The organism is Pseudoalteromonas sp. S1609, from assembly GCF_005887255.1.
Taxonomy (GTDB): Bacteria; Pseudomonadota; Gammaproteobacteria; order Enterobacterales; family Alteromonadaceae; genus Pseudoalteromonas.
In genome coordinates, this window is the sequence record NZ_PNDJ01000055.1 from 54,348 (window position 1) to 79,283 (window position 24,936).

The 24,936-nt window shown below is 38.6% G+C and carries 25 protein-coding genes; 4 read left to right on the top strand and 21 right to left on the bottom strand.

From position 1 onward, the window contains the following. Positions 1-12 precede the first annotated feature (12 nt). The 7 genes from CWB76_RS14400 to thrS all read right to left on the bottom strand — a co-directional run bounded on the left by CWB76_RS14400 (position 13) and on the right by thrS (position 6,654). Positions 13-471 (bottom strand): Lrp/AsnC family transcriptional regulator, encoded by a 459-nt coding sequence (locus CWB76_RS14400; RefSeq protein ID WP_008110469.1) that lies wholly within the window; start codon positions 469-471, stop codon positions 13-15. An 84-nt stretch (positions 472-555) separates the two neighbouring features. Then, positions 556-1,197, bottom strand: a complete 642-nt coding sequence (locus CWB76_RS14405) for an MBL fold metallo-hydrolase (RefSeq protein WP_138608526.1) — start codon at positions 1,195-1,197, stop codon at positions 556-558. Between the two features lies 1 nt (position 1,198). Beyond that, on the bottom strand, positions 1,199-3,016 hold the full coding sequence (locus CWB76_RS14410) for a M14 family metallopeptidase (protein WP_138608528.1): 1,818 nt from the start codon (positions 3,014-3,016) through the stop codon (positions 1,199-1,201). A gap of 316 nt (positions 3,017-3,332) precedes the next feature. Then, positions 3,333-3,695 carry a 50S ribosomal protein L20 gene (gene rplT / locus CWB76_RS14415; RefSeq protein WP_008110477.1) on the bottom strand — a complete coding sequence of 121 codons (363 nt, stop codon included), beginning with the start codon at positions 3,693-3,695 and terminating at the stop codon, positions 3,333-3,335. Between the two features lie 15 nt (positions 3,696-3,710). Then, positions 3,711-3,911: a 50S ribosomal protein L35 gene (rpmI, locus tag CWB76_RS14420; RefSeq protein ID WP_004587840.1), complete on the bottom strand. Its 201-nt coding sequence runs from the start codon at positions 3,909-3,911 to the stop codon at positions 3,711-3,713. 212 nt (positions 3,912-4,123) lie between these two features. Further along, positions 4,124-4,684 (bottom strand): translation initiation factor IF-3, encoded by a 561-nt coding sequence (gene infC, locus CWB76_RS14425; RefSeq protein WP_008466946.1) that lies wholly within the window; start codon positions 4,682-4,684, stop codon positions 4,124-4,126. 59 nt (positions 4,685-4,743) lie between these two features. Next, a complete protein-coding gene (thrS, locus tag CWB76_RS14430) occupies positions 4,744-6,654 on the bottom strand; it encodes a threonine--tRNA ligase (RefSeq protein ID WP_008466944.1) in 1,911 nt (636 codons plus the stop codon). A 374-nt stretch (positions 6,655-7,028) separates the two neighbouring features. Between thrS and CWB76_RS14435 the strand changes: the two genes are divergently transcribed. After that, a complete protein-coding gene (locus CWB76_RS14435; RefSeq protein ID WP_010389888.1) occupies positions 7,029-7,475 on the top strand; it encodes a DUF3010 family protein in 447 nt (148 codons plus the stop codon). 169 nt (positions 7,476-7,644) lie between these two features. Then, a complete protein-coding gene (locus CWB76_RS14440) occupies positions 7,645-9,378 on the top strand; it encodes an AMP-binding protein (RefSeq protein ID WP_138608530.1) in 1,734 nt (577 codons plus the stop codon). Between the two features lie 207 nt (positions 9,379-9,585). Here CWB76_RS14440 and CWB76_RS14445 read toward each other — a convergent pair whose 3' ends face one another. From CWB76_RS14445 to CWB76_RS14460, 4 genes are read right to left on the bottom strand one after another with little or no spacing between them, the layout of a single operon-like run. Next, positions 9,586-10,608, bottom strand: coding sequence for an acyltransferase family protein (locus tag CWB76_RS14445; RefSeq protein ID WP_138608532.1), 1,023 nt, complete (start codon positions 10,606-10,608; stop codon positions 9,586-9,588). 57 nt (positions 10,609-10,665) lie between these two features. Then, the gene (locus tag CWB76_RS14450; protein ID WP_138608534.1) at positions 10,666-11,361 is read right to left on the bottom strand and encodes an alpha/beta hydrolase; all 696 of its coding nucleotides are present in this window, start codon (positions 11,359-11,361) and stop codon (positions 10,666-10,668) included. A 47-nt stretch (positions 11,362-11,408) separates the two neighbouring features. Next, positions 11,409-12,758, bottom strand: coding sequence for a M23/M56 family metallopeptidase (locus tag CWB76_RS14455; RefSeq protein ID WP_138608536.1), 1,350 nt, complete (start codon positions 12,756-12,758; stop codon positions 11,409-11,411). Beyond that, the gene (locus CWB76_RS14460) at positions 12,758-13,135 is read right to left on the bottom strand and encodes a BlaI/MecI/CopY family transcriptional regulator (RefSeq protein WP_138608539.1); all 378 of its coding nucleotides are present in this window, start codon (positions 13,133-13,135) and stop codon (positions 12,758-12,760) included. Before CWB76_RS14460 ends, CWB76_RS14455 begins: the two co-directional genes overlap by 1 nt. A 102-nt stretch (positions 13,136-13,237) precedes the next feature. On the opposite strand from CWB76_RS14460, the gene CWB76_RS14465 reads away from it, so the two are divergent. Next, a complete protein-coding gene (locus CWB76_RS14465) occupies positions 13,238-14,224 on the top strand; it encodes an alpha/beta hydrolase (protein WP_249363180.1) in 987 nt (328 codons plus the stop codon). Between the two features lie 334 nt (positions 14,225-14,558). Here CWB76_RS14465 and CWB76_RS14470 read toward each other — a convergent pair whose 3' ends face one another. The 10 genes from CWB76_RS14470 to CWB76_RS14515 form a co-directional block, all read right to left on the bottom strand. Then, positions 14,559-14,822 (bottom strand): hypothetical protein, encoded by a 264-nt coding sequence (locus CWB76_RS14470; RefSeq protein ID WP_138608541.1) that lies wholly within the window; start codon positions 14,820-14,822, stop codon positions 14,559-14,561. Positions 14,823-15,015: 193 nt separating this feature from the next. Continuing rightward, complete coding sequence (locus CWB76_RS14475; RefSeq protein WP_249363181.1) at positions 15,016-15,747, bottom strand: AraC family transcriptional regulator; 732 nt, start codon at positions 15,745-15,747, stop codon at positions 15,016-15,018. 31 nt (positions 15,748-15,778) lie between these two features. Then, on the bottom strand, positions 15,779-16,237 hold the full coding sequence (locus CWB76_RS14480) for a carboxymuconolactone decarboxylase family protein (protein WP_138608542.1): 459 nt from the start codon (positions 16,235-16,237) through the stop codon (positions 15,779-15,781). Between the two features lie 220 nt (positions 16,238-16,457). Next, entirely contained in the window at positions 16,458-16,676 is a 219-nt protein-coding gene (locus tag CWB76_RS14485) for a hypothetical protein (RefSeq protein WP_138608544.1), read from the bottom strand. 309 nt (positions 16,677-16,985) lie between these two features. Beyond that, entirely contained in the window at positions 16,986-18,338 is a 1,353-nt protein-coding gene (gene gdhA, locus CWB76_RS14490) for an NADP-specific glutamate dehydrogenase (RefSeq protein ID WP_138608545.1), read from the bottom strand. 403 nt (positions 18,339-18,741) lie between these two features. After that, entirely contained in the window at positions 18,742-19,215 is a 474-nt protein-coding gene (locus CWB76_RS14495; RefSeq protein ID WP_138608547.1) for a YehS family protein, read from the bottom strand. Positions 19,216-19,313: 98 nt separating this feature from the next. Further along, positions 19,314-20,558: a lipoprotein-releasing ABC transporter permease subunit gene (locus tag CWB76_RS14500; protein WP_076920259.1), complete on the bottom strand. Its 1,245-nt coding sequence runs from the start codon at positions 20,556-20,558 to the stop codon at positions 19,314-19,316. Beyond that, entirely contained in the window at positions 20,548-21,246 is a 699-nt protein-coding gene (gene lolD, locus CWB76_RS14505) for a lipoprotein-releasing ABC transporter ATP-binding protein LolD (RefSeq protein WP_138608549.1), read from the bottom strand. The genes CWB76_RS14500 and lolD overlap by 11 nt, the downstream gene beginning before the upstream one ends. Continuing rightward, positions 21,239-22,456, bottom strand: coding sequence for a lipoprotein-releasing ABC transporter permease subunit (locus CWB76_RS14510; RefSeq protein WP_138569599.1), 1,218 nt, complete (start codon positions 22,454-22,456; stop codon positions 21,239-21,241). The genes lolD and CWB76_RS14510 overlap by 8 nt, the downstream gene beginning before the upstream one ends. Before the next feature lie 136 nt (positions 22,457-22,592). Next, a complete protein-coding gene (locus tag CWB76_RS14515) occupies positions 22,593-23,465 on the bottom strand; it encodes a LysR family transcriptional regulator (protein WP_171039641.1) in 873 nt (290 codons plus the stop codon). Positions 23,466-23,595: 130 nt separating this feature from the next. On the opposite strand from CWB76_RS14515, the gene CWB76_RS14520 reads away from it, so the two are divergent. Then, positions 23,596-24,717, top strand: a complete 1,122-nt coding sequence (locus CWB76_RS14520; RefSeq protein WP_138608554.1) for an S-(hydroxymethyl)glutathione dehydrogenase/class III alcohol dehydrogenase — start codon at positions 23,596-23,598, stop codon at positions 24,715-24,717. The last annotated feature ends 219 nt before the right edge of the window (positions 24,718-24,936 follow it).

Sequence of the window (24,936 nt, forward strand, 5' to 3'; positions counted from 1 at the left end):
CTTATTTTTATTTTACAGTGGTAAGGCTGTACTACGTTTTACACAGGTCATGGTCACGTTAGAATGAACCTCTTGGACGTACTCTAAGCTAAGTAGGTTATCGCGTACAAAGTGTTCATAACCTTCTATGCCTTGAGAAATAATACGTAACATAAAGTCCATAGTACCCGCCATAGTGTAACATTCAGTCACTTCATCATAGCTAAGTATCAGTTTTTCAAACTCGGCTAGATTCTTTTTACCATGGTTTGATAAACGTACATGGGCGTAAACCAACATATCAAAGCCCAGCTTTTTTTCATCAAGCAATGCGACTTTACTTTTGATGTAGCCATCTTGTTCTAATTTAGCAATACGACGCCAACAAGGAGACTGAGATAAGCCTACTTTATCTGCAATTTCAGCGGTTGATAAACTTGCATCTTGTTGTAAAAGTGCCAATATTTGGCGATCTACGTGATTTAGAGACATTTTATTTCTTATTTATCTAATAAATTGGTTAAATTATACAGCCTTTTTAAAAAGCAGTCTGCATATTTTTAATAATTAAACGCATCAACCAAACTGACCACTTACAAACGGATTGGTTGCCTTCTCATTGGCGACATCGGTATCTTCACCATGACCACTTAAAATTACGGTATTCAGTGGCAACGTCATTATATGGGTCTGTATTGAGCTAATAAGCTGCTTACTGTCTCCTTTTGGAAAATCAGTACGCCCGACTGAGCCTTTAAATATAACATCACCCACAATAACGGTGCTTTGCGTGTCTTGATAAAATACAACGTGTCCAGGGGTGTGCCCTGGGCAATGCAGTACTATAAATGCAAGCTGACCAACTTGTACGGTATCACCATGTGCTAGCCATTCATCTGGGTAAAAAGCACTGATAGGTTTAAATCCAAACATTGTGGCTTGCATGGGTAAGTTATCAAACCAAAAGCGCTCATCCTTATGTGGGCCAATAATCTTTATATTGTATTGCTCACGTAAACTATGAGCACCACCCACATGGTCTAAGTGTCCATGGGTTAACCAGATGGCTGACAAGCTCAAGTTATGCTGTGTTAGTGTTGCATTAATTTTGTCAACATCACCACCGGGATCTACCACCACAGCTTGCTGGGTTTGTTCGCATACTATAATTCGGCAATTTTGCATAAACTGCGTAACGGGAATTGTGATTATTTTCATCTTATATTTCTTTATTTTTTTGCGCTGGAATAACTATATCTTGTTCATATGACATTAAAATTGGGTATTTTAAATAAGCTTGATCGTAAAACGGGCTATGTTCATAGAGCCAATTTAAGCGCGCCTCAGAATTTGTAGCAAATGCTTTATCTTGCTTCAGTTTTTTATTAAATGCTTTTGCTAATTTAGGATCATCACTGAGCATTTTCTCAGCAAATGGGAGCAATGCGTAATTTTCCATATACTCTGTTCGCTGAAAAATTGTATTAAATTCACCCCATGCAAAAAAAGAGTCAGGAGCTTCTGGATGCAATAAATGTACAGCTAACTCGCCTGCTTTTTGTTGGGTACTGACCTCAAACCAACCATCTAAATCAACATTCGTGGCCGGTTCATAGTTAAAACGTGCCGACACTCTAAATCGTCCTTCAAATGGTGCTTTATCAAAGCTATATTGCGCCACTTTTGCCATTTTCAACGGCTGAGTATTGGCGCCACTGAGTTTATTAATTGATACCCCATGTAAAGCAAGCTTTTCGATAATATCGGTATACACTGGCGGGATAAAAAACGATTTAGGGACTTCAACCGTGTGCTGTACTTCTTTTTGCCAAAAAATAGGCAGCTTGTCATAATCTTGCTTTTTACCTAAATAACTTACTTCTTGCTGATTTGATAAAGCATTCATATTCTTAGAATAAGCAATGCCTTTAAATTTGATATGATCAGCTTGCTCAGCGTAGCTACGTTTAACAATTAATTGCTTAGGCACAAATTGCTGTTCTTTTTTTACCGCATTGGCGAGTTTATCTTTATGGTTTGCTAACGCTTCAATAGCACCATCTATAAATACATAAGTCCCTAGCACGCGTTGCTTATAGGGTTTTAAAGAATGGTTTTCGACTAAAATAGTTGGCAATGACCTTAAATCACCCCAGCCATTAGAAAAACGAGGCGTCGCCACCCAACCTGCTAAACCTGATTTAAATTCTTGTTTATCCATAACAAACACTAAAGGGCCAGGGATATGTCCTTGCTCAGTTAAGGTTTGATCAATAACAGGTTTAAAGTAACGGTTGAGCGCATCCGAAATAGCAGGCGACTCGCTAGCAAATACTGGGTTATAGCCGTAGGTTACATCATATTGGTAATCGGCCCCATCAGTCACATGCACGTCTATATATAAATTTGGATTATAATCATTAATGACTGTAAGTACGCTTTTAACCTCGGGGGTATCTAATTTAGTGAAATCACGATTTAAATTAAGGTTATTGGCGTTTGTTCTAAAACCCATTTTTACTGGGCCGCGCTGATTGATTCGATTAAATGCACTACTGCGTTCATGCCCATCAACATTAAGAATGGGAATAAATAGAATGTTTACCTTTTTTAATATATCGCGACGTTTACCTGTGGCAATATCTCTAAGCAACATAAACATTGCATCTTTACCATCAATCTCACCGGCGTGAATACCAGCCTGAATAAGAACCGTTGGTTTAGTGCTGTTAGCCATTTGCCCAGCATCAAAAAAGCCTTGTTCGCTGGCAATCAACATTTTTATTGCACGTTTACTATTGCTGTAGCCAATCGTTTTTGATTTAAATTGAGTGGGATTAGCTGCTACTAACCTATCAACAAATGCCATGGTATCAGCATAATTTGGAGACGAGACTCCTGCAGAAATTTCAAAGTCTGTGGTTAAAGGTCCCTGTTGTTGCAATAGCGATGTGCTCGCACCTTCCCATGGTAATAAAGGCGGTAAATGACTGTTATTCGCCATACTTGCAGATAAAACCAATAAACTTATAAACATATACTTCTCTAGCAAACGCATTAATTAAAAAAATTATAGCAATTAAAGCTTTTTAGATGCCAAAACTGCGGTAGTTCAACAAAAAAATGCAGCCAATTGCAGTTTCCTTTGATTATTTGCTCAAGTCCTAGTCAAGTGCTGATAAAAACATAATTAATATCAACCTTAAGAGCAACAATGAACATGCCTAAAATTCTGGTTTAGCTAGTTAAGTTAAATGGATACACGGCACTAAAAGGTATGACATAGCTAAAACAGTAAATAGCAGGCACAAAAAAAGGAGCCATAGGCTCCTTTTCAATACTTATACAAAAACTTAAGCTGCCGCTAGGCCTTCTTTTGCTTTTGCTACAAGCGCTGCGAATGCAACTTGGTCGTAAACAGCGATATCTGCAAGGATCTTACGATCGATTTCTACAGATGTCTTTTTAAGACCATTAATAAAACGGCTGTAAGACAGACCATTTTGACGTGAAGCAGCATTGATACGTGCAATCCATAATTGACGGAAAGTACGTTTCTTAGCACGGCGGTCACGGTAAGCGTATTGACCCGCTTTAGTAACAGCCTGGAAAGCTACGCGGTAAACACGTGAACGTGCTCCGTAGTAACCTTTCGCTTGTTTTAAAACTTTTTTGTGACGTGCACGTGCGACAACGCCGCGTTTAACTCTTGCCATTTCTAAAAACCCCTATTAAGCGAATGGTAACATACGTGAAACTAGACCATGGTCATTTTTATGAACCATCATCTTAGGACGTAGGTGTAACTTACGCTTAGAAGTTTTCTTAGTCAGAATGTGACGAAGATGCGCTTGTTTACGCTTGAAACCGCCAGAAGCAGTCTTTTTGAAACGCTTAGCTGCGCCTCTGTGACTTTTTAGCTTGTAAGCCATTGCAATAACTCCAATTGTATTGCTTTAAAATTAGTAAGAAGGCGTGAGATATATTGCTATAGCTCCACTTTAAAGGCCTAACTTACTGCTATGTTCCGGTGAAAACCCGATATAAATACCGCAATTTTACTTTAAAACCGGTTAACTCAGGTGGACATTTTCATATCACTTGCAAACCTGAGCTAAATTCGGTGCGTATTATCGCCTAATTATTACTTTTTAGCAACCGGCGCCATCATCATAACCATTTGACGGCCTTCAACACGATTTGGGAAAGATTCAACAACTGCTAATTCTTCTAAATCGGTTTTAATACGGTTTAATAATTCGATACCAATTTCTTGGTGAGCCATTTCACGACCACGGAAGCGGATAGTTATCTTAGCTTTATCGCCAGCTTCTAAGAACTTGCGTAAGTTGCGTAGCTTAACCTGATAATCACCTTCATCCGTACCTGGACGGAATTTGATTTCTTTAATCTGGATCTGCTTTTGCTTCTTCTTCTGCTCTTTTAGTTCTTTGCTTTTTTCAAAGATGAACTTACCGTAATCCATAACCTTACAAACAGGCGGCTCAGCATTTGGACTGATCTCTACAAGATCAACACCCGCTGCATCAGCCATAGCTTGCGCGTCTTTTAATGACTGAATTCCAGCTTGTTCGCCGTCGATGTCGATTAAACGAACTTCTTGCGCTGTAATTTCTTCGTTAATACGATTTTTTTGAGCTGTTTGTTGCCCTTTCTTGCCGCCTCTAATAGTACGTTCCTCCAAGAATATCAATAATATAAGCGTGTAGCTGGCTATTTTTGCTTGCCCTACACGCTCGATTTTTACTGTCGATTTTTGATTTCTTCACTGATTTTAGCTACAAAATCATCGACATTAAATTTGCCTAGGTCTTCACCTGTGCGAGTTCGTACTGCTACTTCTTGTTGCTCAACTTCTTTGTCGCCAACAACCAATAAGTAAGGAATACGCTTAAGTGTATGCTCACGGATTTTAAAGCCAATCTTCTCATTTCTCAAGTCAGCAGCGGCTCTAATTCCAAGTTTATTTAATTTTTGTACAATTTCCTGAACATACGGTGCTTGTTTATCGGTGATATTCATAATCACCACTTGCTTAGGCGCAAGCCAGGTTGGGAATAAACCAGCATATTCTTCTGTTAAAATACCGATGAAGCGCTCAATAGACCCTAATATAGCGCGGTGTATCATAACAGGTGTACGTCGTTCGTTATTTTCAGCCACATATGTTGCGCCTAAACGACCAGGTAATGCAAAGTCTAGTTGCACTGTACCACACTGCCACGCTCTGTCTAAGCAATCGTACAAAGTAAATTCAATTTTAGGACCATAAAACGCCCCTTCACCTGGTAGGTAATCAAATTCAATGTCATTTGCCTTAAGTGCATCAGCAAGTGCAAGCTCAGCTTTGTCCCACATTTCATCTTCGCCAATACGTTGCTCTGGACGAGTTGAAAGTTTAACTACAATTTTTTCAAAGCCGAATGTTTCATACGTATCGTAAACCATTTTAATACAGGCCGATACTTCATCCATGATTTGCTCTTCAGTACAGAATACATGCGCATCATCTTGGGTAAAGCCACGCACACGCATTAAACCGTGAAGTGCGCCTGATGGCTCGTTACGGTGACAACAACCAAACTCAGCCATACGCAGTGGTAAATCACGGTATGATTTTAAACCTTGGTTAAATATTTGTACGTGACCTGGACAGTTCATTGGCTTGATTGCGTATTCACGCTTTTCAGATTCCGTGGTAAACATGGCTTCTGAATATTTTTCCCAGTGACCTGATTTTTCCCATAACGAACGATCCATCATCATTGGACCTTTTACTTCTTCGTATTGGTACTCACGTAATTTTTCACGCACAAATTCTTCTAATTCACGGTAAATGCTCCAACCATCGTTGTGCCAAAATACCATGCCTGGCGCTTCTTCTTGCCAGTGCCATAAATCAAGTGCTTTACCAATACGACGGTGATCACGTTTTTCGGCTTCTTCTAAACGCTTTAAGTACGCTTTAAGTTGCTTTTTATCGCCCCACGCTGTGCCGTAAATACGCTGCAGCATTTTATTTTCAGAATCACCACGCCAGTATGCACCTGCTACCTTCATAATTTTGAAGTTTTGACAGAATTTCATGTTAGGAACGTGTGGTCCACGACACATATCTACGTATTCTTCGTGGTGGTATAAACCTGGACGATCATCTTGAGCAATATTTTCGTCAAGAATTTCTATTTTGTATGTTTCGCCACGCGCCGCAAACGTATCGCGTGCTTCTTGCCAGCTAACGGTTTTTTTCACTACATCGTAGTTTGTTTTTGCAAGCTGTAACATACGCTTTTCAATCGCATCAAGATCATCTTGAGATAACGAATGTTCCATATCAATATCATAGTAAAAACCGTTATCGATAGTAGGACCAATCGCCATTTTAGCGTCTGGGAAAAGTTGCTTAACTGCATGACCAATTAGGTGGGCACAAGAATGGCGAATAATTTCTAAACCATCGTCATCTTTTGCTGTAATAATTTCAAGACGAGAGTCGGCTGAAATTAAATCACATGCATCCACACGTTCGCCATTAACACGGCCGGCGATGGTTGCTTTAGCAAGACCAGGGCCAATATCGTTTGCAACATCAAGCGTGCTTACAGGGTTTTCAAAACTACGCTGACTACCGTCAGGGAGAGTAATAACTGGCATTATAAATCCTTACATACAGTGGTGACACCTACAATGTATCACGTGTATTTTTTAATTAATTAAATGAGAATGACTCGACAACGCTTTTACGAATAAGCATTGACTATTTTTCGCCGTCAAAGGCTAATGTAGATGCTGAGTCTGCTCAACTACAAAAAAGATATTGTCGCGTGCTGCAGCGTTAATTACAAGTTTTAAGCTACTAAAAACCACGCATTTTTAACATAAATGTGCAATTAATAACTTTTCTTCAGTCACGCCGCATCAAATTAACGTAAAGCACTATATTAAAGCAGCACACAAAGTGCTTAAACTCGCATTTTAATGCGTGTTGCGTATAATAACCGGTAATTAAGTTATAGTAGAGATTAACAATGAGAACATGTGGTGTAGAAATTACCGGTAGCGATGTACTACTTTGTATTTTAAGTAAAGATAACGACGTTTTTGATATTCGTGACGTGCGCCAAACACGCTTTACCTTAGGTAACGGTAACGACACTGAAATAATGCGTAAATTTCAATTTGATTTTGCAAAGCTGATGCAAGATTACCAAATTGATTCTGTTGCCATTCGCGAACGCCAGCCTAAAGGTAAATTTGCAGGTAGCGCTAAAGGGTTCAAAATGGAAACGGCTATTCAATTAATCGACAACCTCGATGTTCGCGTGTTTTCAACTACTGAAATAAAAGAGCAAGTAAAACGCAACCCAATCCCTATCGCGTTCGAAGACACTGGTCTTAAAAAATATCAAGAAAATGCATTCGTTAATGCTTACGTTTATATCATGAAAAAAACCTACCGCAGCGACGAAATGTAATACCAATTGCATCCTTGTAAAAACGCGTAATAGCTCAACATTACGCGTTTTTTTATGTCTAAATTTTCAAATAAAAGTGTAAGACATTAGTCTAACCCTCTTCCCTTTGTCGACAATTCATGTTTATTTAATCAACAAGCCTTGGATAGATAAAAACATGGAGAATGTCATGAAAGCGACACAAACAGTGCATAAAGAAGTAGAACAAATAAACACTATACCGCTATCAAATAGTTATTTTAAGGGGATTCAAAGCACACCGCTAATAGAGCAAACAATTGGAGAGTACCTCGACTCAATTGTCGACAATAACCCAGAGGCATTGGCAGTTGTTGTTGCTCACCAAAATATTCGCTTAAACTATAAGGAATTTCAGCAACAGATTGATCAACTTGCTATGGGGTTGTTGGCATTAGGGGTTAAATCAGGTGACAGGGTCGGTATTTGGTCACCCAACAATATACAATGGTGCTTAACTCAATTTGCCACGGCCAAAATCGGCGCAATCATGGTGTGTATTAACCCAGCTTACCGCCCCAGTGAACTGCAATATGCGCTTAATAGTGTTGAATGTTCCACGCTTATTACTGCTACCTCATTTAAGGGCAGTCACTACGTTAATATGCTACAAAGTTTAGCCCCAGAGCTAAATAGTTGCCAAAAAGGGGAATTAAAAGCCGCTAAGCTCCCTTCATTAAAAAATGTAATTTGTATAGGTGATGAGCCAGTAAATGGTATGTTTTCGTTTAATGAAGTACTCGCCATGCCCTCAGATGCCCACCAGTTAGAACTTCAAGCAGTGGCTAAAACCCTAAACTGTAATCAAGACATTAATATTCAGTTTACCTCTGGCACCACAGGAAACCCTAAAGGGGCTACGCTAACGCATAAAAACATTCTTAATAATGCACTGCTTGTTGCCCAAGCAATGCATTTTACTGAACATGATAAGCTGTGTATCCCTGTACCCCTTTATCATTGCTTTGGCATGGTTTTAGGCAGCTTATTGTGCGTAAGTAAAGGCGCTGCAGCTATTTATCCAAGTGATTCTTTCGATCCAAAAACCACATTAGAGGTGGTACAACAAGAAAAATGCACCGCGCTTCATGGCGTGCCTACCATGTTTATAAGCGAATTAGAGCTTAATAACTTCAGTGATTATGACTTAAGTACATTACGAACCGGCGTTATGGCAGGCTCAACCTGCCCCGAACAAGTTATGCGTAAAGTACAAACACTGATGAATATGAACCAAGTCGTTATAGCCTATGGACAAACAGAGTGTAGCCCAATCAACAATATCACTGAAACCGACTCATCAATTGAGCGTCAAGTCACCACAGTAGGACGAGCGCTTGCGCACACTGAAGTAAAGATTATTGATGAAGTGGGTGAAGTTCAAAAAATAGGCCAACCAGGTGAAGTCTGTAGCCGTGGAGCTGGTATTATGCGTTGCTATTGGAACGATGAAGAAAAAACCAAAGCTACTATCGATAATCAAGGTTGGTTACATTCTGGCGATTTAGGGGTAATGGACAGTGAAGGCTTTGTCAGTATTGTTGGCAGAATTAAAGACATGATTATTCGTGGTGGTGAAAATATATATCCCCGTGAGATTGAGGAGGTTTTATACACCTACCCAGGGATACAAGATGCGGCAATTTTTGGTATTACCGATGAAAAATTTGGCGAAGAAGTGTGTGCTTGGATCCAGCCTAAAGAAGGTGAAGTGCTTGATGAGCAAGCAATTCGATTATTCTTAAAGGACAAACTCGCCTACTTTAAACAGCCTAAATACATTCGTTTTGTAGAACATTACCCGATGACAGTAACCGGCAAATTGCAAAAATTTAAAATGCGCGAACAAATGCAAGAAGAGCTCGCCGAATCTGCATTTTCGTAATAATTAACGGCTACTTTATTACAATGCAACGATTAAACGTTGCATTGTATTTTAAATATAAATTATCAACCTAAGGCTCAGCAACATTAGGGGATGCGTATTTCGAATTTTAAACTCTCTATTTTCTTTCGCACCTAGTGATATGGAGCAGAATAAACAACAAAGTCCAGTGTAATAAACATTCTAGCTTTCTTAAATGTGTAAAATTTAAATGTTGAGCTTCTTTTTATTTGAGGCGCTTCTAATTTTATTTGCAATAGGCCTTTCAAAGAATACGTACGATAGATGCGCAAAAAAAACACTCAGGCTTAGTGATAGCAACAGTTTAAGTTCAATATTTAAATTAAACTTATTCACCATTCCAATAATAGGCATATGCAATAAATAAAATGAGTAAGACACTTTACCTAAAAAGTCACCAACCTTATTTGCTAAAAAAATATTGTTGTCTGGGATTAAAAAAACAACACAAAAGAATACTGTACTCATAACAAATAGAACTTCATAACTAAGCCACATTCTTTTCTTGTCACCCTCGTTAATAGGTGAAAACTCAGGATACAATAAAGGTATTAAACACAAAGCTAATATAAACCAGTTGCTCTTCATATAACTCGGCACTTTAAATAATTTGTAATGCAAACCAAATATAACGCCAATAAAAAAGTACGGTAACGTTCTTAAAGTACTAAATATGTTGTAATGGACACTTTTAATTTCACCAAATACTCTTGGGAAGTCAGCCAAGTACCAAAACATCATAAAAGTCACAATTAGTAAATATATATACCCTTTTCTATCGCCTGCTAAAAACCAAAAAACGAGTAAGATTATATAAAATTGTATTTCTGGTGGAATTGTCCAAAGTACGCTTTCACCATGCATGAACAAAAGGTGACCTATTAGCGAATTAAGATCAGTTATGTTGTATAAAATGTCATAATTATTTTGAGTTAATAAGTAAGAGCTAAAAACAATTACAAGGTACAGAGGTAAAACTCGTCCGGCTCTAGCTAGTACGTATCGTCTAATGTTCGCTCTGCTAAATTTGGTATCTAAATAGAGAAATGACATTAAAAAACCACTAAGAAGGAAAAATAACATTACGCCATAGGCTCCTGAACCGCCGCCTAGTGAACCATTTAACCAATGAGTAATATCTGAAAAGTGAGTAACAAATACAATAAGGGCAGCTAAAGCTCTTAGAGAATTTAATTTTCTAATTTCCATGAAGTTGATTTAATCCTTAGCTTATTATTTTTAAAATTGTTTAAATTTAATTATCGGCTATGTGAACTTAGGCTTATACGATACTACTGAAGCTTTTTTACGTTTGAGCCACGCTTTAACGGGTAATATCCATTCTTTTCTCGGTGTGAAAAAAGCGCCATGTTCTTTACCCGTTGAAATAGATATTTCTGTGTAAGAACTAACCGTATCAACACTCCTAGCAACTAAGTCGTCACACGAACCAACAGAATCAGAGGTTTCATAGACTGAAAATAAATGACCATAAATAGCTATTTCTGCTTTTTTAGCTAATCCACTGGTACAAGCCGCTAAAATCACAACGTTAATATCCATGTTTTTTAAATGGCTCGATGTAATTGCCGTAATAAACCCGCCGCGGGAAAAGCCAACTAGCGATATATTGCTAGCAGGTATTCCATTTTTTAGTAACTTAGTTACTTGTTTAGATAGCTGTTGAGCGTAGTTAAAAGGGGGAGTCTTAGCTGGCCGATGAGTAGCAATTAAATGATAGCTTGAGTCGGCAAGTTCCTGTTTAATCGCTGGAAAGTTATATTGCCCCCAACGCTCATGAATAGGTGTGGGATCTTTACCCTCTACAATGAATCCGTGAGAATAAAAAACATAATGCTCTGATGGATTTACTTTGTTTGGGAAGCTCTCATATACTTTGCCACCATAGCTAAATGAACTAAAAAGAAAAGTAAAAATAATAAAAAGCAGCTTTTGATACATATTACACCTTTATAACTCTATAAACATTTGAAACAAAAGCCATTATTTTATGATTTAGTAACGAGAACTAAACTAGGATCAACTCTTTGGTTGTCTTTAATTACTTCAAAGTGCAGATGAACCCCTGTCGTTTTACCTGTATCACCAATGATACCAATAACCTGCCCTGCTTTAACCCAAGAGCCGACTTTAGCGTCACTTGATTCTAGGTGCGCATATAACGTTTGATAGCCACTTTTATGTTGAATTAATACAGTATTTCCATAGTTCGAATGCAAGGTTTTGTTACCTGAAATAACTATTACTCCATCTGCAGCAGACAGCACAGGGCTTCCTCTTTGGGCAACATAGTCTATACCTCGATGCGGTTTATATCCTCTGACTTTGCTTATGCTACGAAATGTTGAGCTGATCGTATGGCTATTTAGTGGATGTTGCCAAGTGAGCTTCCCTGTCATTGCGGGGTCTTTTAAAAATGTATGCAGACTAAAAATAACCAGTATCATTAAGGAGAACTTAAAAGTTAAAGCAAGTTTGCTTTTACTCGATGGCGAAGCAATGTTTGAAAGCCTCGCTTTGTAATCATCAGCACAAAGCACAGCAGAATTAAATTGAGCGACTGGATTATTGTTACTAAATTGAATGCTCTTTTTTAATGATTGCAGCAGTGCCTTAGCATAATCATGTTTGTTGAGATTAAAGCGACATATTGTATGTCTATCACACCTATGCTCCATAGCGCGAATAAACTGCCATTCCATCTTTTTAACAAATGGGTTTATCCATAAAACGATGCTTAAGATCCTCCATAAAAGAATCGTAATATGATCTTTGTTTGTAATATGGGTTAGCTCGTGTTGAATCAAAATGCCTTGCTGATCTTTATTTAGGGATGAAAAATAATCAGGTAGCACAACATAGGCTGTTGTTATACCAATGACAAAGGGACTGTGGTTTTGCGAGGAAATGACAATCTTCACCTTACTGGTCGACAGCTCATTTATTAATTCAGAAGATCTCGTTAAGCTTTTGAGTTTCTGCCACACAAGCAATAATTTAACGAGTTTTAAGCAGGTAAAACCAAAGTAACCAACAATTAGCGCTGTTGAGATTAAATCAATTTTCTGCAAACTTACATGGGTTATACTGGCTTGCTTTACTATTTGTGCGCTTTGCAAACTAGAGCTTATATAATCGAAATCAGGGATAGGTATATTAATAGTGCCAAGAGATAAAGGAATAAAAGGTAAAAAGCTGGCTATAAGCGCAGACCACCAAATACCTGGCGAGGTATTGTCGTGCTTGGTTATATAAGATGAGCAAACATAAACAAGCCCAGAAAATATAAGCCAAGGAAAAATACTATTTACTATGAATTGAATAATGAAAGAGTCCACTATTTTTGTTTTTCATCCTTTGAAAGTTGATTTAACAATTCCTCTAATTCATCGACTTCAGCTTTATTTATTAAACGGCTATCAGCGAACATAGTGACAGGGAGTGGTTCATCTAACTCTAAAACATTGGTTGCGAATTCCTGCATATAAGATGCTAGCGTCGGTATTTTCTCAATTAATGCTTTAAAGGTTTTTTTGTTGCCAGAGGAGCCCACCTCTAAAATTCCTTTATTGCCCATTCTTTCTAAGGTTTTACGTGTAGATGAGTATGACCAGCCATACTTTGATTCTAAGTGTTCATGAATCTCTTTGGCTGTACGTGGCTGTTTTTTCCAAAGTAATTTCAGTATTTCTAACTCTGTTGAATTGGGTTTCATATAAACACTCAGGAGGTGTGACTTGTGTCGCACGTTAACATCCTGTATGTTAAAACGCAACACCGTGACACGTGTCGCACTTTGAGTTTGAAACTGGATAAAATGTTAGATGATCATCAAGTTACTGTTTGTCATACTAAAAACTTTTCAACTTTAACATTATCGATAGCAAAGGATTTAGCCAAAATGAAACCGACTACTTTTATTACAATATGCAGTTTAATTTTTTCCTCCTCGTGTTTTGTAAAATACTTAGCTTTAATTTTTATGCTCAATATAATTTGCAACAATCTTGCACTCGCTGAAGGCCATCGTTTTGAAATTGCTAACAGTAAAGTAGTAACAATTAAATCCACAGTGCTGGGTAAGAAATACGATTTATATATCAAAGTACCCCGTAGTTATTTCTTAGTAGAGAATAAATCTAAAAAATACCCTGTACTTTACTTAAATGATGGACCTTATACTTTTAAAGTAGCTGCTGGTGTCACTCATGTTCGAGACATGGATAAAGTCATTATTGTTGGTATTTCATTTGCTCACGGAGAAGACGGTCAATTTAGTCGAGTTAGAGATTTAACACCTGTCGTTGATCAGAGCTGGACAAAATACACCACAGGTGGAGCAACTGAATACTTAGCATTTATTGAAAAAGAAATCTTTCAGTACATTGAGCGCAATTACCGAGTTAACCCTGAACAAAGAATATTGTCTGGGCAATCATTGGGGGGATCTTTTGCCGCTTGGGTATTGTTGACCAAGCCTGAGTTGTTTTCTACTTATATCTTAACCAGCCCTTCACTCTGGTTTAAGAATAATTGGATATTTGATTTAGAAAATAAATATGCCCAGAAAAACACATCGCTGCAGGCTAATGTATTTATGGCAACTGGCGCATTAGAAACGTTAGAAAATGGCATGAAAGAAGATATGGTCGCAGGTCATGTGAAGTTTGCGAATCAATTGCGCTCACGTAATTACCAAAAATTAAAGCTAGAAGAGGAAGTTGTTGAAGGAAGCGATCATTACTCGACCTTTCCTATTGGGCTATCAAAAGGATTGGTAAAATTTTACCAATTACAGAAATAATCGCTAGTGCTAACCTATCAGATAAACTCCAAATTTATTAGTTGGCATTATCAGTTAGATATGAGGCGAATAAAATCTAAAAACAGTCACTTTATTTATCTGTTAAAACTGTATCAAATTCAAAATACAAGTCCGCTTTTACATATTGAATTTTTAGAATGGGTGTCAGCTTAAGCTAACGCGGTGTAAGAGATTAGCTAATAGCATAGTTATACTCCAGTCTCCGTTTTGATCCATAGCCCCGCAGGAGGGGCTGGTAGTAATTTGCTAAAATGTGAAGCGAAGCAAAACTGAGTGAGCTGTTAGTATTCCATGGTTACTAGGCTCGTTAGTTTTACTTTTTGCTTGCTAGAGTTGCTGCAACGAGTTGTAATGCTTGCTCTTTAGTAAAACCCTCTTCAACCAAAGCTTCATATAAACTTTTTATATATTTTGCATTGGCTTTAATTAACTTTGGGTTATTCATTACTTTCAAGGAAGTTTCTAGCTGTTTTGAAAGTTGCTTTGCCATTTGTTCGTATTGCGAATCATTATTTGCTAACGTGCTAGCTGAAAATAAAGTAGTGACTATTAAAAGACTGAAGATTATTGTTTTCATCGTGCGTTTCCTACAAAAGTGATACCTCATTATGAGGCAAAAAATGGTTGGCTAAAATAAGCGAAAAAGGGAGCAAATGCCAACTATTTTTGTCCTGTTTAATGATTTGATAAATAGGCTTTGCACGAAATTAGTTTTATTGGGTTAGCTGAAAAACATTTACCGGCAGTAACCAAGCATGAAAGCCAAAAACTCACTCTATTTGCCCTGGCGTAATACATGCAAAAGTACGAAATTCCCGTGTCATATGCGCCTGATCACTAAATCCAAATTGGTGAGCAACATCCGCTAAGTTTGCTTTTTTGTATGTTCGTAAAAAGCTGATTGTTTTTTTAACCCTTAAAATCCGCTGATAATGTTTGGGAGTCATTTCTAGCCAAAGTTTAAAAATACGCTCAATTTGCCGTTGGCTCAAATCAATACTTGCACTTAGTTGCCCCGGCGTTTCGTCCTGATCGATATGCATGAGTGCTTTCTTCAGAGGGCCTGGAATTACTTTGGTAAAATCTAGGTTTTTATCTGCCCAGCGGTGCAGAGTTTCAATTCGCCTTTCAATGTCTTTTTGAATTCGGAGATCATTATAAACCCTATAAAGGTTATAAAGCTGGTCTTCTTCTGGCAATAATAGTGTTGGCTTGTCGTAATGCTGTCCCAAAACACCATAGCAAATGGCTGGATGGAAACGAATGCCTGAGAGTTGTGCTCCAGATTGCAGAACAATATTCTCAGTCTGTTTATTTATAGCAAGCATAATGACACCTTCCGGCAGGGTTTCATTGCCAATCATCACCTCACCAACAAGGTTAAAAATAATGCCACTGCCAGCATCAGAATACAGCGGCTTTACTATCGGAACCGGTTGCCGTACAGATGCTGACCATACTCCCTGCACAAACGCAGACAGCTGCCCCGATGGTTGAGACAACTGAAAATTAAATGCCTGTTCAAATAATTTATTACGGTTTATAGCTGCCTACCTCTGGCATAAACGTCTTAGCAATTCGATTCCAGCTATTGATAGCATTAATCGCAATGGTCAAATCCACTACAGCTTTTTCACCTAATACTTCTACCGTATTCTTATAGAACTCTTCGTCTACGGGGTTAGCTAGGGTCAAATATTCAGCCCAATCGAGCGCAGCTAGTTCTGTCTTAGAATATAAAGGCATATTACGCCATGCACTTAAGCCAATAATACGTTCATGAGATTCCCCATGACTCAATGCGTCTTTGCTGTGCATATCAATACAAAAGGCACACTGATTCATCTGCGACACTCTTAGTTTAATCAATTCCCAGATCGGGATTGTTACTGTTTCTGAAATACTAAATTGCTTACGCAGATAGTCTTCTTGGTTCATCAGAATCTGTATTGCTTTAGGTGCTAGCTCAAAATAATTTGCACGAAAAAACATATCTCACCTCCTTAAATGTAGTTGGAGCTAAGATAGCTTTTGTCTCAATATAGGTATTGAATATTTTCGACACGTATTCATTTTAAATTTAAGCTGGGGTTAGATTAGGCCTTTTAACGTCATATTAAGCGCACTAAACAGTGGTTTCAATATGTAATGGTTCAGAGCCTAACCAACTGTTTTAGAAAAATTAAAATGGATTTTATATAAAATTAAGCACCTAAATAGTAGAGTCATTATTATTTATAACATCGTTTTTGAGTGCCAAAACTGCGACAAATATTAAACCTAATAGCGGTATAAATGACAATAAAAAACCAATAAAGGTTGTTGTTTTAACATTTTGGGTTTTACGTTTACCGAGATAAAAGCTTAAACCAGTTATTACGATCATTGATATAAAAATAAATTGACCGAGAATTGTTGCATTGATATTCATACGAAATTCCTTTTTGCATGTCACAGCTTTATTAGAGGACAGTTTATCTATTTTCACGAAAAACATCCTCATTTTATGAACTTATATTAATAACAAATAGTGTAAGCTATTGCTAGTTATAAATATTATGCTTTTTGTAGATTATTTGAATATGTAGAAATGACGAAAGTGCCCTTTTAATATAACTTAGCTAATGACACCTCACTTCAATAACTATCTTTCGCTCATACCTGCCTGTTCGTTCAACACTTATTAAATGTCACTATCAAACAGGTATAAGCTACTAAAAATTATATATTAACCGAGCTGTTACACCACACCTTGTTCAATCATTGCATCTGCTACACGTCTAAATCCAGCAATATTTGCACCAAGTAACAAGTTACCGGGTTGATTAAATTCTTTTGCGGTATCGTTAGCTGTTGTGAAAATATCTTTCATTATTTGCTTTAACTTTTCATCTACTTGCTCAAATGTCCAGCTTTGCATACTGGCATTTTGTGCCATTTCTAATTGGCTCGTTGCCACCCCACCTGCATTTGCTGCTTTGCCAGGTCCATAAGCAATTTTTGCTTCAATAAAGCAATCAATCGCTTCTTTGGTTGAAGGCATATTTGCTCCTTCACTGACTAAAGTACAGCCATTTTCAAGTAGTGCTTTTGCATCCGCTTGGGTTAATTCATTTTGTGTAGCACAAGGAAAAGCCGCATCCGCACTGTAACGCCATACCGCATGACCATCTTGAGGGTACTCATCACGAGGCGTATACTTGGCATGAGGATGAGTATCTAGGTAGTCACTTAAGCATCCTCGTGAGTGCTCTTTTAATTGCTTAATAAGTTTTAAGTCAATGCCACTCTCATCGTACAAAGTGCCTTTTGAGTCACTACAGGTGATAGGCGTAGCCCCTTGTTGATATAATTTTTCCATGGCATAAATTGCCACATTGCCTGAGCCTGAAATTAAACAGCGTTTTCCTGATAAGCTGTCATCACGATCTTCAAGCATATAGTTAGCAAAATACACTGCGCCATAACCCGTTGCTTCTTTGCGAGCTAGCGATCCGCCCCAAAGTAAACTTTTACCGGTTAGTACGCCTTCATAGCGCCCTGTTAAGCGTTTGTATTGGCCAAACATATAACCAATTTCTCTCGCCCCTACGCCAATATCCCCTGCAGGTACATCGGTTGTAGGGCCGATATGGCGATATAACTCGGTCATAAACGATTGGCAAAAACGCATTATCTCGCCATCAGAGCGTCCTTTAGGATCAAAATTAGCGCCTCCTTTGCCACCACCTATAGGCAAACCAGTTAGTGCATTTTTAAAAATTTGTTCGAACCCTAAAAACTTTATTATGCTGGCATTCACACTTGGATGAAAACGTAAGCCGCCTTTATATGGCCCCAACGCCGAATTAAATTCGATACGGTAGCCTTTATTGACTTGAATATTGCCCTCGTCATCAACCCAAGGCACACGAAACATTAACTGGCGCTCTGGCTCTACCATTCTTTGAATAATTGCTTGTTGTTGGTAATGACTGGTTTGCGAAAATATAGGCTCTAGCGAGTCTAGCACTTCTTCTACAGCTTGATAAAACTCACATTGCGCAGGACTCGTCTGCTTTAATTGCGAAATAGTTTTGTGTATATAATCCATATTTACTCTTCCATGTAGGTATTTTTAAATTCGAAACAGGAAAAATGATCAATGTTATTATTTAGTGGAGAAATTGATTATGCGATCATTATTTTTACACTTTAACATCATAAATAAACTGGATGCACGTGTTTGATGTTGAATTAAATTGTTGTTTCTTCTGTATAAAAACCCGTTAAAAAAGAATTTATATGCTAAAAACACCAGTTTTAATGAATAACACGTTAAAAGTATTAAAAAAATAGTAAAACAAAATACGACTCTACGTTTTTACGAGAGCGACAACATAAAATGCTTTATAAGACTGAAGTTGTAGAAGGATAAGACTAATAATAGCGTAGGTTTTAGTAAGTCAGTTTAAGAGGTTTAAATGGAGATTGCTAACCAACCTCCATAAAATACATTAAGCTTTATCGCCATCTGGGCGAAAAGTACGCTGTACACCAGTTAAAAATAGACGTAAAACTTGATCGTTACACACACGGTAATGTTTGTTTTCAACTTTACGTGAAAATGCACTGAGTTCATGCTTACTTAAATCAAAATCAACCAAGGCGAGTGTGGCAATTACGTCCTCTGCTTTCATATTTAAAGCAATACGTAATTTCATAAAAATAATATTATTGTTTAATTTAGTCTCTGGGATTGGCTGCTCACCGTCACGTTTACCGCGCTTGGTGTTTATAAAGCCATTTAAAAATACCGCAAATTCGGTGTCACTTATTGGGGTGTAACCTTGCTCGCCCTCTTTAGTTAACCATGCAATCACCTGCTCTGTGCTGACGCTGTGCTCTGCAGCGGCGAACACGTCAACCATTGCTGAATCGGTTAAATCAAAGGTGTAGCGAATACGGCGTAAAATATCGTTATGTGTCAAAGTAAATCCCAGGTAAAATAAGTGCTCAGCAAACAAAAGCTGTTTAATAGCGGCGCAGTTTATCAGAGTTACACTAAGCGCCCTATTAAATACTGTGTTTAATTACCCAATACTTTTGCCGGATCAACACGTGTTGCTTGCCATGCTGGATACAGCGTCGCCAATATTGCAAGCACAAAGGTGGCAATAACAGTTAACACTATATCTTGCCAAACTAATTTACTCGGTAAGAATTCGATAAAATACACACCTTCTAGCGGATTTTCACCCAGCAATAAACTCAGCCAAGTAAAGAGCTCACTAATATTGATTGCTAGAATAACGCCAATAATAGAGCCTAAAACTACGCCAACAAATGCTTGAGTTAAGCCTTGCATTACAAAAGTAGCCAATATGGTACTGTCTTTGGCACCCATAGTTTTTAAAATGGCAATATTGCCTTCTTTTTCGCGCACTTCCATCACTAATGACGAAACAATGTTAAAACTGGCGACTGCAATAATTAAAAACACCACAATATAAACAATCGTGCGCACCATTTGAATGTCTTGATACAAGCTGCCTTGGGTTCTAAACCAACTCGATATATACACGTAATCAGTAACAGTTTGCCCTACTCTCAACGCTATTTGGTGCGCTGCAAACACATCATCAACCCGTAAACGTAGGCCGGTTACTTGGCTTTGATCGTAACCTAAGGTTTGTTGTGCTTTGCTAAGGTGAATAAACGCGGCACTGCTATCAATAGGCCCGCCCATTTCTATAATGCCTGCGAGTGTTAACGTAACCCGTTTTGGCGCAAGTAATGATTGTCCTTTTTCACTAATTTGTGGGATCAATAAAGTGACATTGTCGCCTATTGATATATTAAGTTGAGTGACAATTTGCTTGCCTAAAATAACATCCTCAAGTGCTAGCTGACTGACTAATTTACCTTGTGTAAATTGGTTAACCGCTGATACGTCGCTCTCTAGCGAAGGCTCAACACCTCGTATTTCAACTGCTTTTAATTGGCTTTTAAATTGCGCCATACCATTTACTGCTATAAATGGGGCTGCTCCTGTTACTTGTGGTTGCTGTTTTAATTTTTCGACTTTGCTGGGCCAATCAGCAATCGGCCTGCTTGGTGCTACATATTCAACTTGTGGCACTACACTTAATAAACGATGAACCAATTGTTGTTCAAAACCATTGATCACCGATAACGCCACAATTAAAACGGCAACACCAAGTAAAATACCAATAGTAGATGCCTTAGCAATAAAACTAACAAACGCGTTTTTTTCATCTTTATGGCCTGAATAGGCTCTGAAACGTTTACTTATAAAGGCACTAAGCAACATGGTTTGACTCTTTTATTGATAATTTACCATCATCTAAATACGCTATTTTACCCAGCTTGTCGGCAAGCTCTAAATCATGAGTCACCACCACAAAACTGGTGTTTAAACTTTTATTTAGCTGATTAATTAAATCGTAAATTTTAATCGCGTTTTGCTTATCTAAATTACCCGTTGGCTCATCTGCAAGAACCAGTGCAGGCTCAATCACTAAAGCACGCGCTATGGCAACACGTTGGCGTTCGCCACCAGAAAGTGCCGACGGTTTATGGCTACTTCTGTGCGCAAGGCCGACTTTATCGAGCATGTCGAGCGCTTTTACATTTGATTCTTTGGCACTCAAGCCTTTTATTAACAGTGGCATAGCAACATTTTCAACCGCACTAAATTCCATTAATAAATGATGAAATTGGTAAATAAACCCTAAGTTTTGATTTCTAAACGCGGCTTGTTGGCTGCGAGAAAGTTTAGCCACATCTTGGTTTTTGATTTTTGCACTGCCAGAACTGGCGGTATCTAAGGTACCCAAAATATGCAATAAGGTACTTTTACCTGAACCTGAGCTACCTACAATAGCTAGCATTTCACCTTGGGTTAGGGCTAAATCAACCCCTTTTAATACCTCAACTTGGTTTTGCCCGTCTTGGTACACTTTACTTATTTGTTCACAACTAATTACTAAATCATTCATAACGTAATACCTCGGCTGGGTTTACTTTAGCGGCCTGGCGCGCAGGATATAAAGTCGCTAAAAAGCTCATTGCTAAGCTTAAAAGCGCAATCACACTTAAGCTAAGCGCATCAAATTTGACCGGCAGTGAAATCCCCGATAATAAATTTAAGCCAACCAATGCCAGCAGTTCATTAATATATAAGCTAAATAAAATACCTAAAGAGGCACCTACTGCCGTACCAATCACACCGTTATATAAACCTTGAACCATAAATACAGTTTGTACTTGGCTTGGCGTTAGCCCTAGTGTCTGCAGTATCGCAACTTCGCTTTGTTTTTCACTCACCATCATGGTGAGCGCCGACACAATATTGAATACCGCCACCAGCACGATTAAGCCCAATAACATAGACATAATGCGTTTCTCCATCGCCACAGCGGCAAATAAAGTGCCTTGGCTACTGCGCCAATCGGTGTATTTAAAATTCTTCAGAATAAGTTGGCTGTCTTGAATAAATTCATCAAGTGCAAATGGCTCATGCAGTGACACACTTAAATTAGGGGGTGTAGAGCTACTTTGCTTTAATACTCGTTGCAATGACACACCACTGGTAAATGCCAGTCCCATGTCAATTTCTGAACCAGTTTCGTAAATAGCAGCAATTTTGAATAAACGCTGGCTAGGGACACGACCAAGGGGAGTATAAGTTGACGCATTGGGCATAATAACGCGCAGTTTATCGCCCAAGCTAACGCCGAGTTTACGGCTTAGATAACGGCTAATAGCAATGTGATAATTATTATTTAATACACTTTGCCAATTCCCCTGCACTACTTTGTCAGTGATTTTATAAAGCGAGCCATCATTATCATAGAGCCCTTGCAGCAGCACACCATGCAGGTCTTTATTGGTTTGCAGTATAGCTTCACCATGGCGGTATAAACTAACATGATCAACATACGGTGATTGCTCAAGATCAGCTTTAAGAGTATTCATTTGCGCTTTAGAGTGTTGTTTTGCCTGCACTTCAACGTGTGGAATGAGTCCGAGCATATTCGTTTTCAGGCTGCTTTCAAAACCGTTCATGACACTACTTACTGTAAAGAGCGCCATTAAACCAATCGCTATACCTGCAATAGAAAAAAAAGAAATAAACGAAATAAACGCATTGCCTTTGGAAGAGCGACTATATCTAAGTCCGATAAACAGGCTAACAGGTTGAAACATATTAATTAAAACATTAATGCTAAAAGTGTGGCTTTATAGTAGCACGAACTCAGCGCAATTGAATATCACCATAAATGTAAGAAATAATTTATAAATCTTATACTTGGCTATATTATAAGCAAATCACTAAGCCAAGCTAAACTTTTAATCCTGTTACTAGATAATCAAGTAATACCCGTACATTAGTAGCAACAAATTGCCGAGGAGGATAGAGCCCCCACACACCCTCTTGCTGAGGTTGATAAGCTGTTAATATTGGTACTAACTGCCCTGTTTTTGTCTCATTCTCTATGTAGTAATCCGGCAACTGAACAATACCCAACCCTTTTTTAGCGCCGTCAACCAGTGCCCAACCGCTATTGCAATGCAACCTCCCTGCTACTTTAATATGTTTGTCACGACCGTTTTCATTTACTCGCCAATAACTACTGTTACCAATTAAGCATTGATGCTGGTTAAGTTCACCTAACGTGTGGGGTTCGCCAAAACGCGCTAAATAGCTTGGTGCAGCACACATAATAAATCGCCGAGAGCTCAAGCGTCGCGCTTTTAAACTCGAATCTTTTAAATGGCCTAATCGAATGGCTAAATCAAAGCCGCCCTCCAGCAAGTTTTCTTGCTCGTTAGAGAGCGTTGCGATTACTTCTACCTCGGGGTGATCATGCATAAACGAATGCACTATCGGCATAATAAAACTTTCACCATACATAACCGGTGCGGTTAATTTAATTTTACCTTTAGGGGATGTTTGCACAGACGCGAGCCCCTGAGTGGCTTCATCCATAGCGTGTTGTAAATGTTTTACTTGGTGTAAAAACTGCTCACCTTCTTTGGTTAATACCACCTTTCGGGTCGTACGCGTTAAAAGTTGGGTATTTAACCGTTGCTCAAGCTTAGTAACATGGCGGCTAATATGGGCAACCGATAGACCCAACGCCTGTGCAGCTTGAGTAAAACTTCCCTCTTCGCCAACAGCAATAAACTCATCAATCCCTTCCCAACGCATTATTATTACCATACTGTAAAAGTGTTTTATTAATTTAGAGATTATCATTGTTATAGAAATAAATACAATAGACACATCACCCAATCAGTTTGGGTCTACAATTGATATTCAAACCACTACAAAGGATATACACATGTCTGAATTTATAAAATCAAAAGCAGCGATTGCCTGGGGCCCTAATCAGCCTTTAAGCGTTGAAGAAGTTGACGTGATGATGCCTAAAAAAGGCGAAGTGATGGTAAAAATTACTGCCACAGGTGTATGCCATACAGATGCTTTTACTTTATCAGGTGAAGATCCTGAAGGCATTTTCCCCGCTATTTTAGGCCATGAAGGTGCCGGGGTGGTTTACGCTGTGGGCGAAGGCGTTACAAGTGTAGAAGTTGGCGATCACGTTATTCCTCTATACACCGCAGAATGTGGTGAATGCAAAATGTGTACTTCAGGTAAAACCAACTTGTGCTCTGCTGTACGCGAAACACAAGGCAAAGGCTTAATGCCAGATGGCACAACGCGATTTTTCAAAGACGGCCAACCAATTTATCACTATATGGGGACGTCGACCTTTTCTGAATACACAGTACTTCCTGAAATCTCGCTAGCTAAAGTAAATAAAGAAGCCTCTTTAGAGGAAATTTGCTTATTGGGCTGCGGTGTCACTACCGGTATGGGCGCTGTAACAAATACGGCAAAAGTAACAACGGGCGATACGGTGGCAATTTTTGGTCTAGGTGGCATTGGTTTGTCGGCCATTATTGGCGCCAAAATGGCTGGTGCAAGCCGTATTATTGGTATTGATATTAACACCTCTAAGTTTGATCTTGCGACTAAACTCGGTGCTACCGACTTAATTAATCCAAAAGACTTCGACAAGCCAATTCAAGAAGTGATTGTAGAGATGACCGACGGCGGTGTTGATTACTCATTTGAATGTATTGGTAACGTTGATGTAATGCGCTCTGCCCTTGAGTGTTGTCATAAAGGCTGGGGAGAATCTGTAATTATTGGTGTAGCTGGTGCTGGCCAAGAAATTTCAACTCGCCCGTTCCAACTTGTTACTGGCCGTGTATGGCGTGGTAGCGCATTTGGAGGCGTTAAAGGTCGTTCGCAACTTCCTGAAATTGTAGAGCGTTACATGGCGGGTGAATTCGCTCTTAATGATTTTATTACCCATACCATGAGCCTTGAAGAAATTAACGATGCCTTTGATTTAATGCACGAAGGTAAGAGTATTCGTACTGTTATTCATTACTAGGGTCTGTTGACCTTTGCGGATTAAAATTTGTTCAAACTAGGGGCGGTTTAATCGCGGCGCGAGGTTTGTAACCTAGTGGGCTAAGTAAAAACCGAGCAACAAAGAGTAAATCGCCCCTAGGCAGAACCCTTCGGGCAGCGCCTGTTTGGCATTGATGCTGCGTTATCGCCTATTTATGGGGAATAACCACACCACATAGGCTCTGCCTTGCCTAAATAC

Bases quoted from the DNA above. Each gene is read 5' to 3' on its own strand.
- CWB76_RS14400 (WP_008110469.1), bottom strand. From the start codon at position 471: ATGTCTCTAAATCACGTAGATCGCCAAATATTGGCACTTTTACAACAA.
- CWB76_RS14405 (WP_138608526.1), bottom strand. From the start codon at position 1,197: ATGAAAATAATCACAATTCCCGTTACGCAGTTTATGCAAAATTGCCGA.
- CWB76_RS14410 (WP_138608528.1), bottom strand. From the start codon at position 3,016: ATGTTTATAAGTTTATTGGTTTTATCTGCAAGTATGGCGAATAACAGT.
- rplT (WP_008110477.1), bottom strand. From the start codon at position 3,695: ATGGCAAGAGTTAAACGCGGCGTTGTCGCACGTGCACGTCACAAAAAA.
- rpmI (WP_004587840.1), bottom strand. From the start codon at position 3,911: ATGGCTTACAAGCTAAAAAGTCACAGAGGCGCAGCTAAGCGTTTCAAA.
- thrS (WP_008466944.1), bottom strand. From the start codon at position 6,654: ATGCCAGTTATTACTCTCCCTGACGGTAGTCAGCGTAGTTTTGAAAAC.
- CWB76_RS14435 (WP_010389888.1), top strand. From the start codon at position 7,029: ATGAGAACATGTGGTGTAGAAATTACCGGTAGCGATGTACTACTTTGT.
- CWB76_RS14440 (WP_138608530.1), top strand. From the start codon at position 7,645: ATGAAAGCGACACAAACAGTGCATAAAGAAGTAGAACAAATAAACACT.
- CWB76_RS14445 (WP_138608532.1), bottom strand. From the start codon at position 10,608: ATGGAAATTAGAAAATTAAATTCTCTAAGAGCTTTAGCTGCCCTTATT.
- CWB76_RS14450 (WP_138608534.1), bottom strand. From the start codon at position 11,361: ATGTATCAAAAGCTGCTTTTTATTATTTTTACTTTTCTTTTTAGTTCA.
- CWB76_RS14460 (WP_138608539.1), bottom strand. From the start codon at position 13,135: ATGAAACCCAATTCAACAGAGTTAGAAATACTGAAATTACTTTGGAAA.
- CWB76_RS14465 (WP_249363180.1), top strand. From the start codon at position 13,238: ATGTTAGATGATCATCAAGTTACTGTTTGTCATACTAAAAACTTTTCA.
- CWB76_RS14470 (WP_138608541.1), bottom strand. From the start codon at position 14,822: ATGAAAACAATAATCTTCAGTCTTTTAATAGTCACTACTTTATTTTCA.
- CWB76_RS14480 (WP_138608542.1), bottom strand. From the start codon at position 16,237: ATGTTTTTTCGTGCAAATTATTTTGAGCTAGCACCTAAAGCAATACAG.
- CWB76_RS14485 (WP_138608544.1), bottom strand. From the start codon at position 16,676: ATGAATATCAATGCAACAATTCTCGGTCAATTTATTTTTATATCAATG.
- gdhA (WP_138608545.1), bottom strand. From the start codon at position 18,338: ATGGATTATATACACAAAACTATTTCGCAATTAAAGCAGACGAGTCCT.
- CWB76_RS14500 (WP_076920259.1), bottom strand. From the start codon at position 20,558: ATGTTGCTTAGTGCCTTTATAAGTAAACGTTTCAGAGCCTATTCAGGC.
- lolD (WP_138608549.1), bottom strand. From the start codon at position 21,246: ATGAATGATTTAGTAATTAGTTGTGAACAAATAAGTAAAGTGTACCAA.
- CWB76_RS14510 (WP_138569599.1), bottom strand. From the start codon at position 22,456: ATGTTTCAACCTGTTAGCCTGTTTATCGGACTTAGATATAGTCGCTCT.
- CWB76_RS14520 (WP_138608554.1), top strand. From the start codon at position 23,596: ATGTCTGAATTTATAAAATCAAAAGCAGCGATTGCCTGGGGCCCTAAT.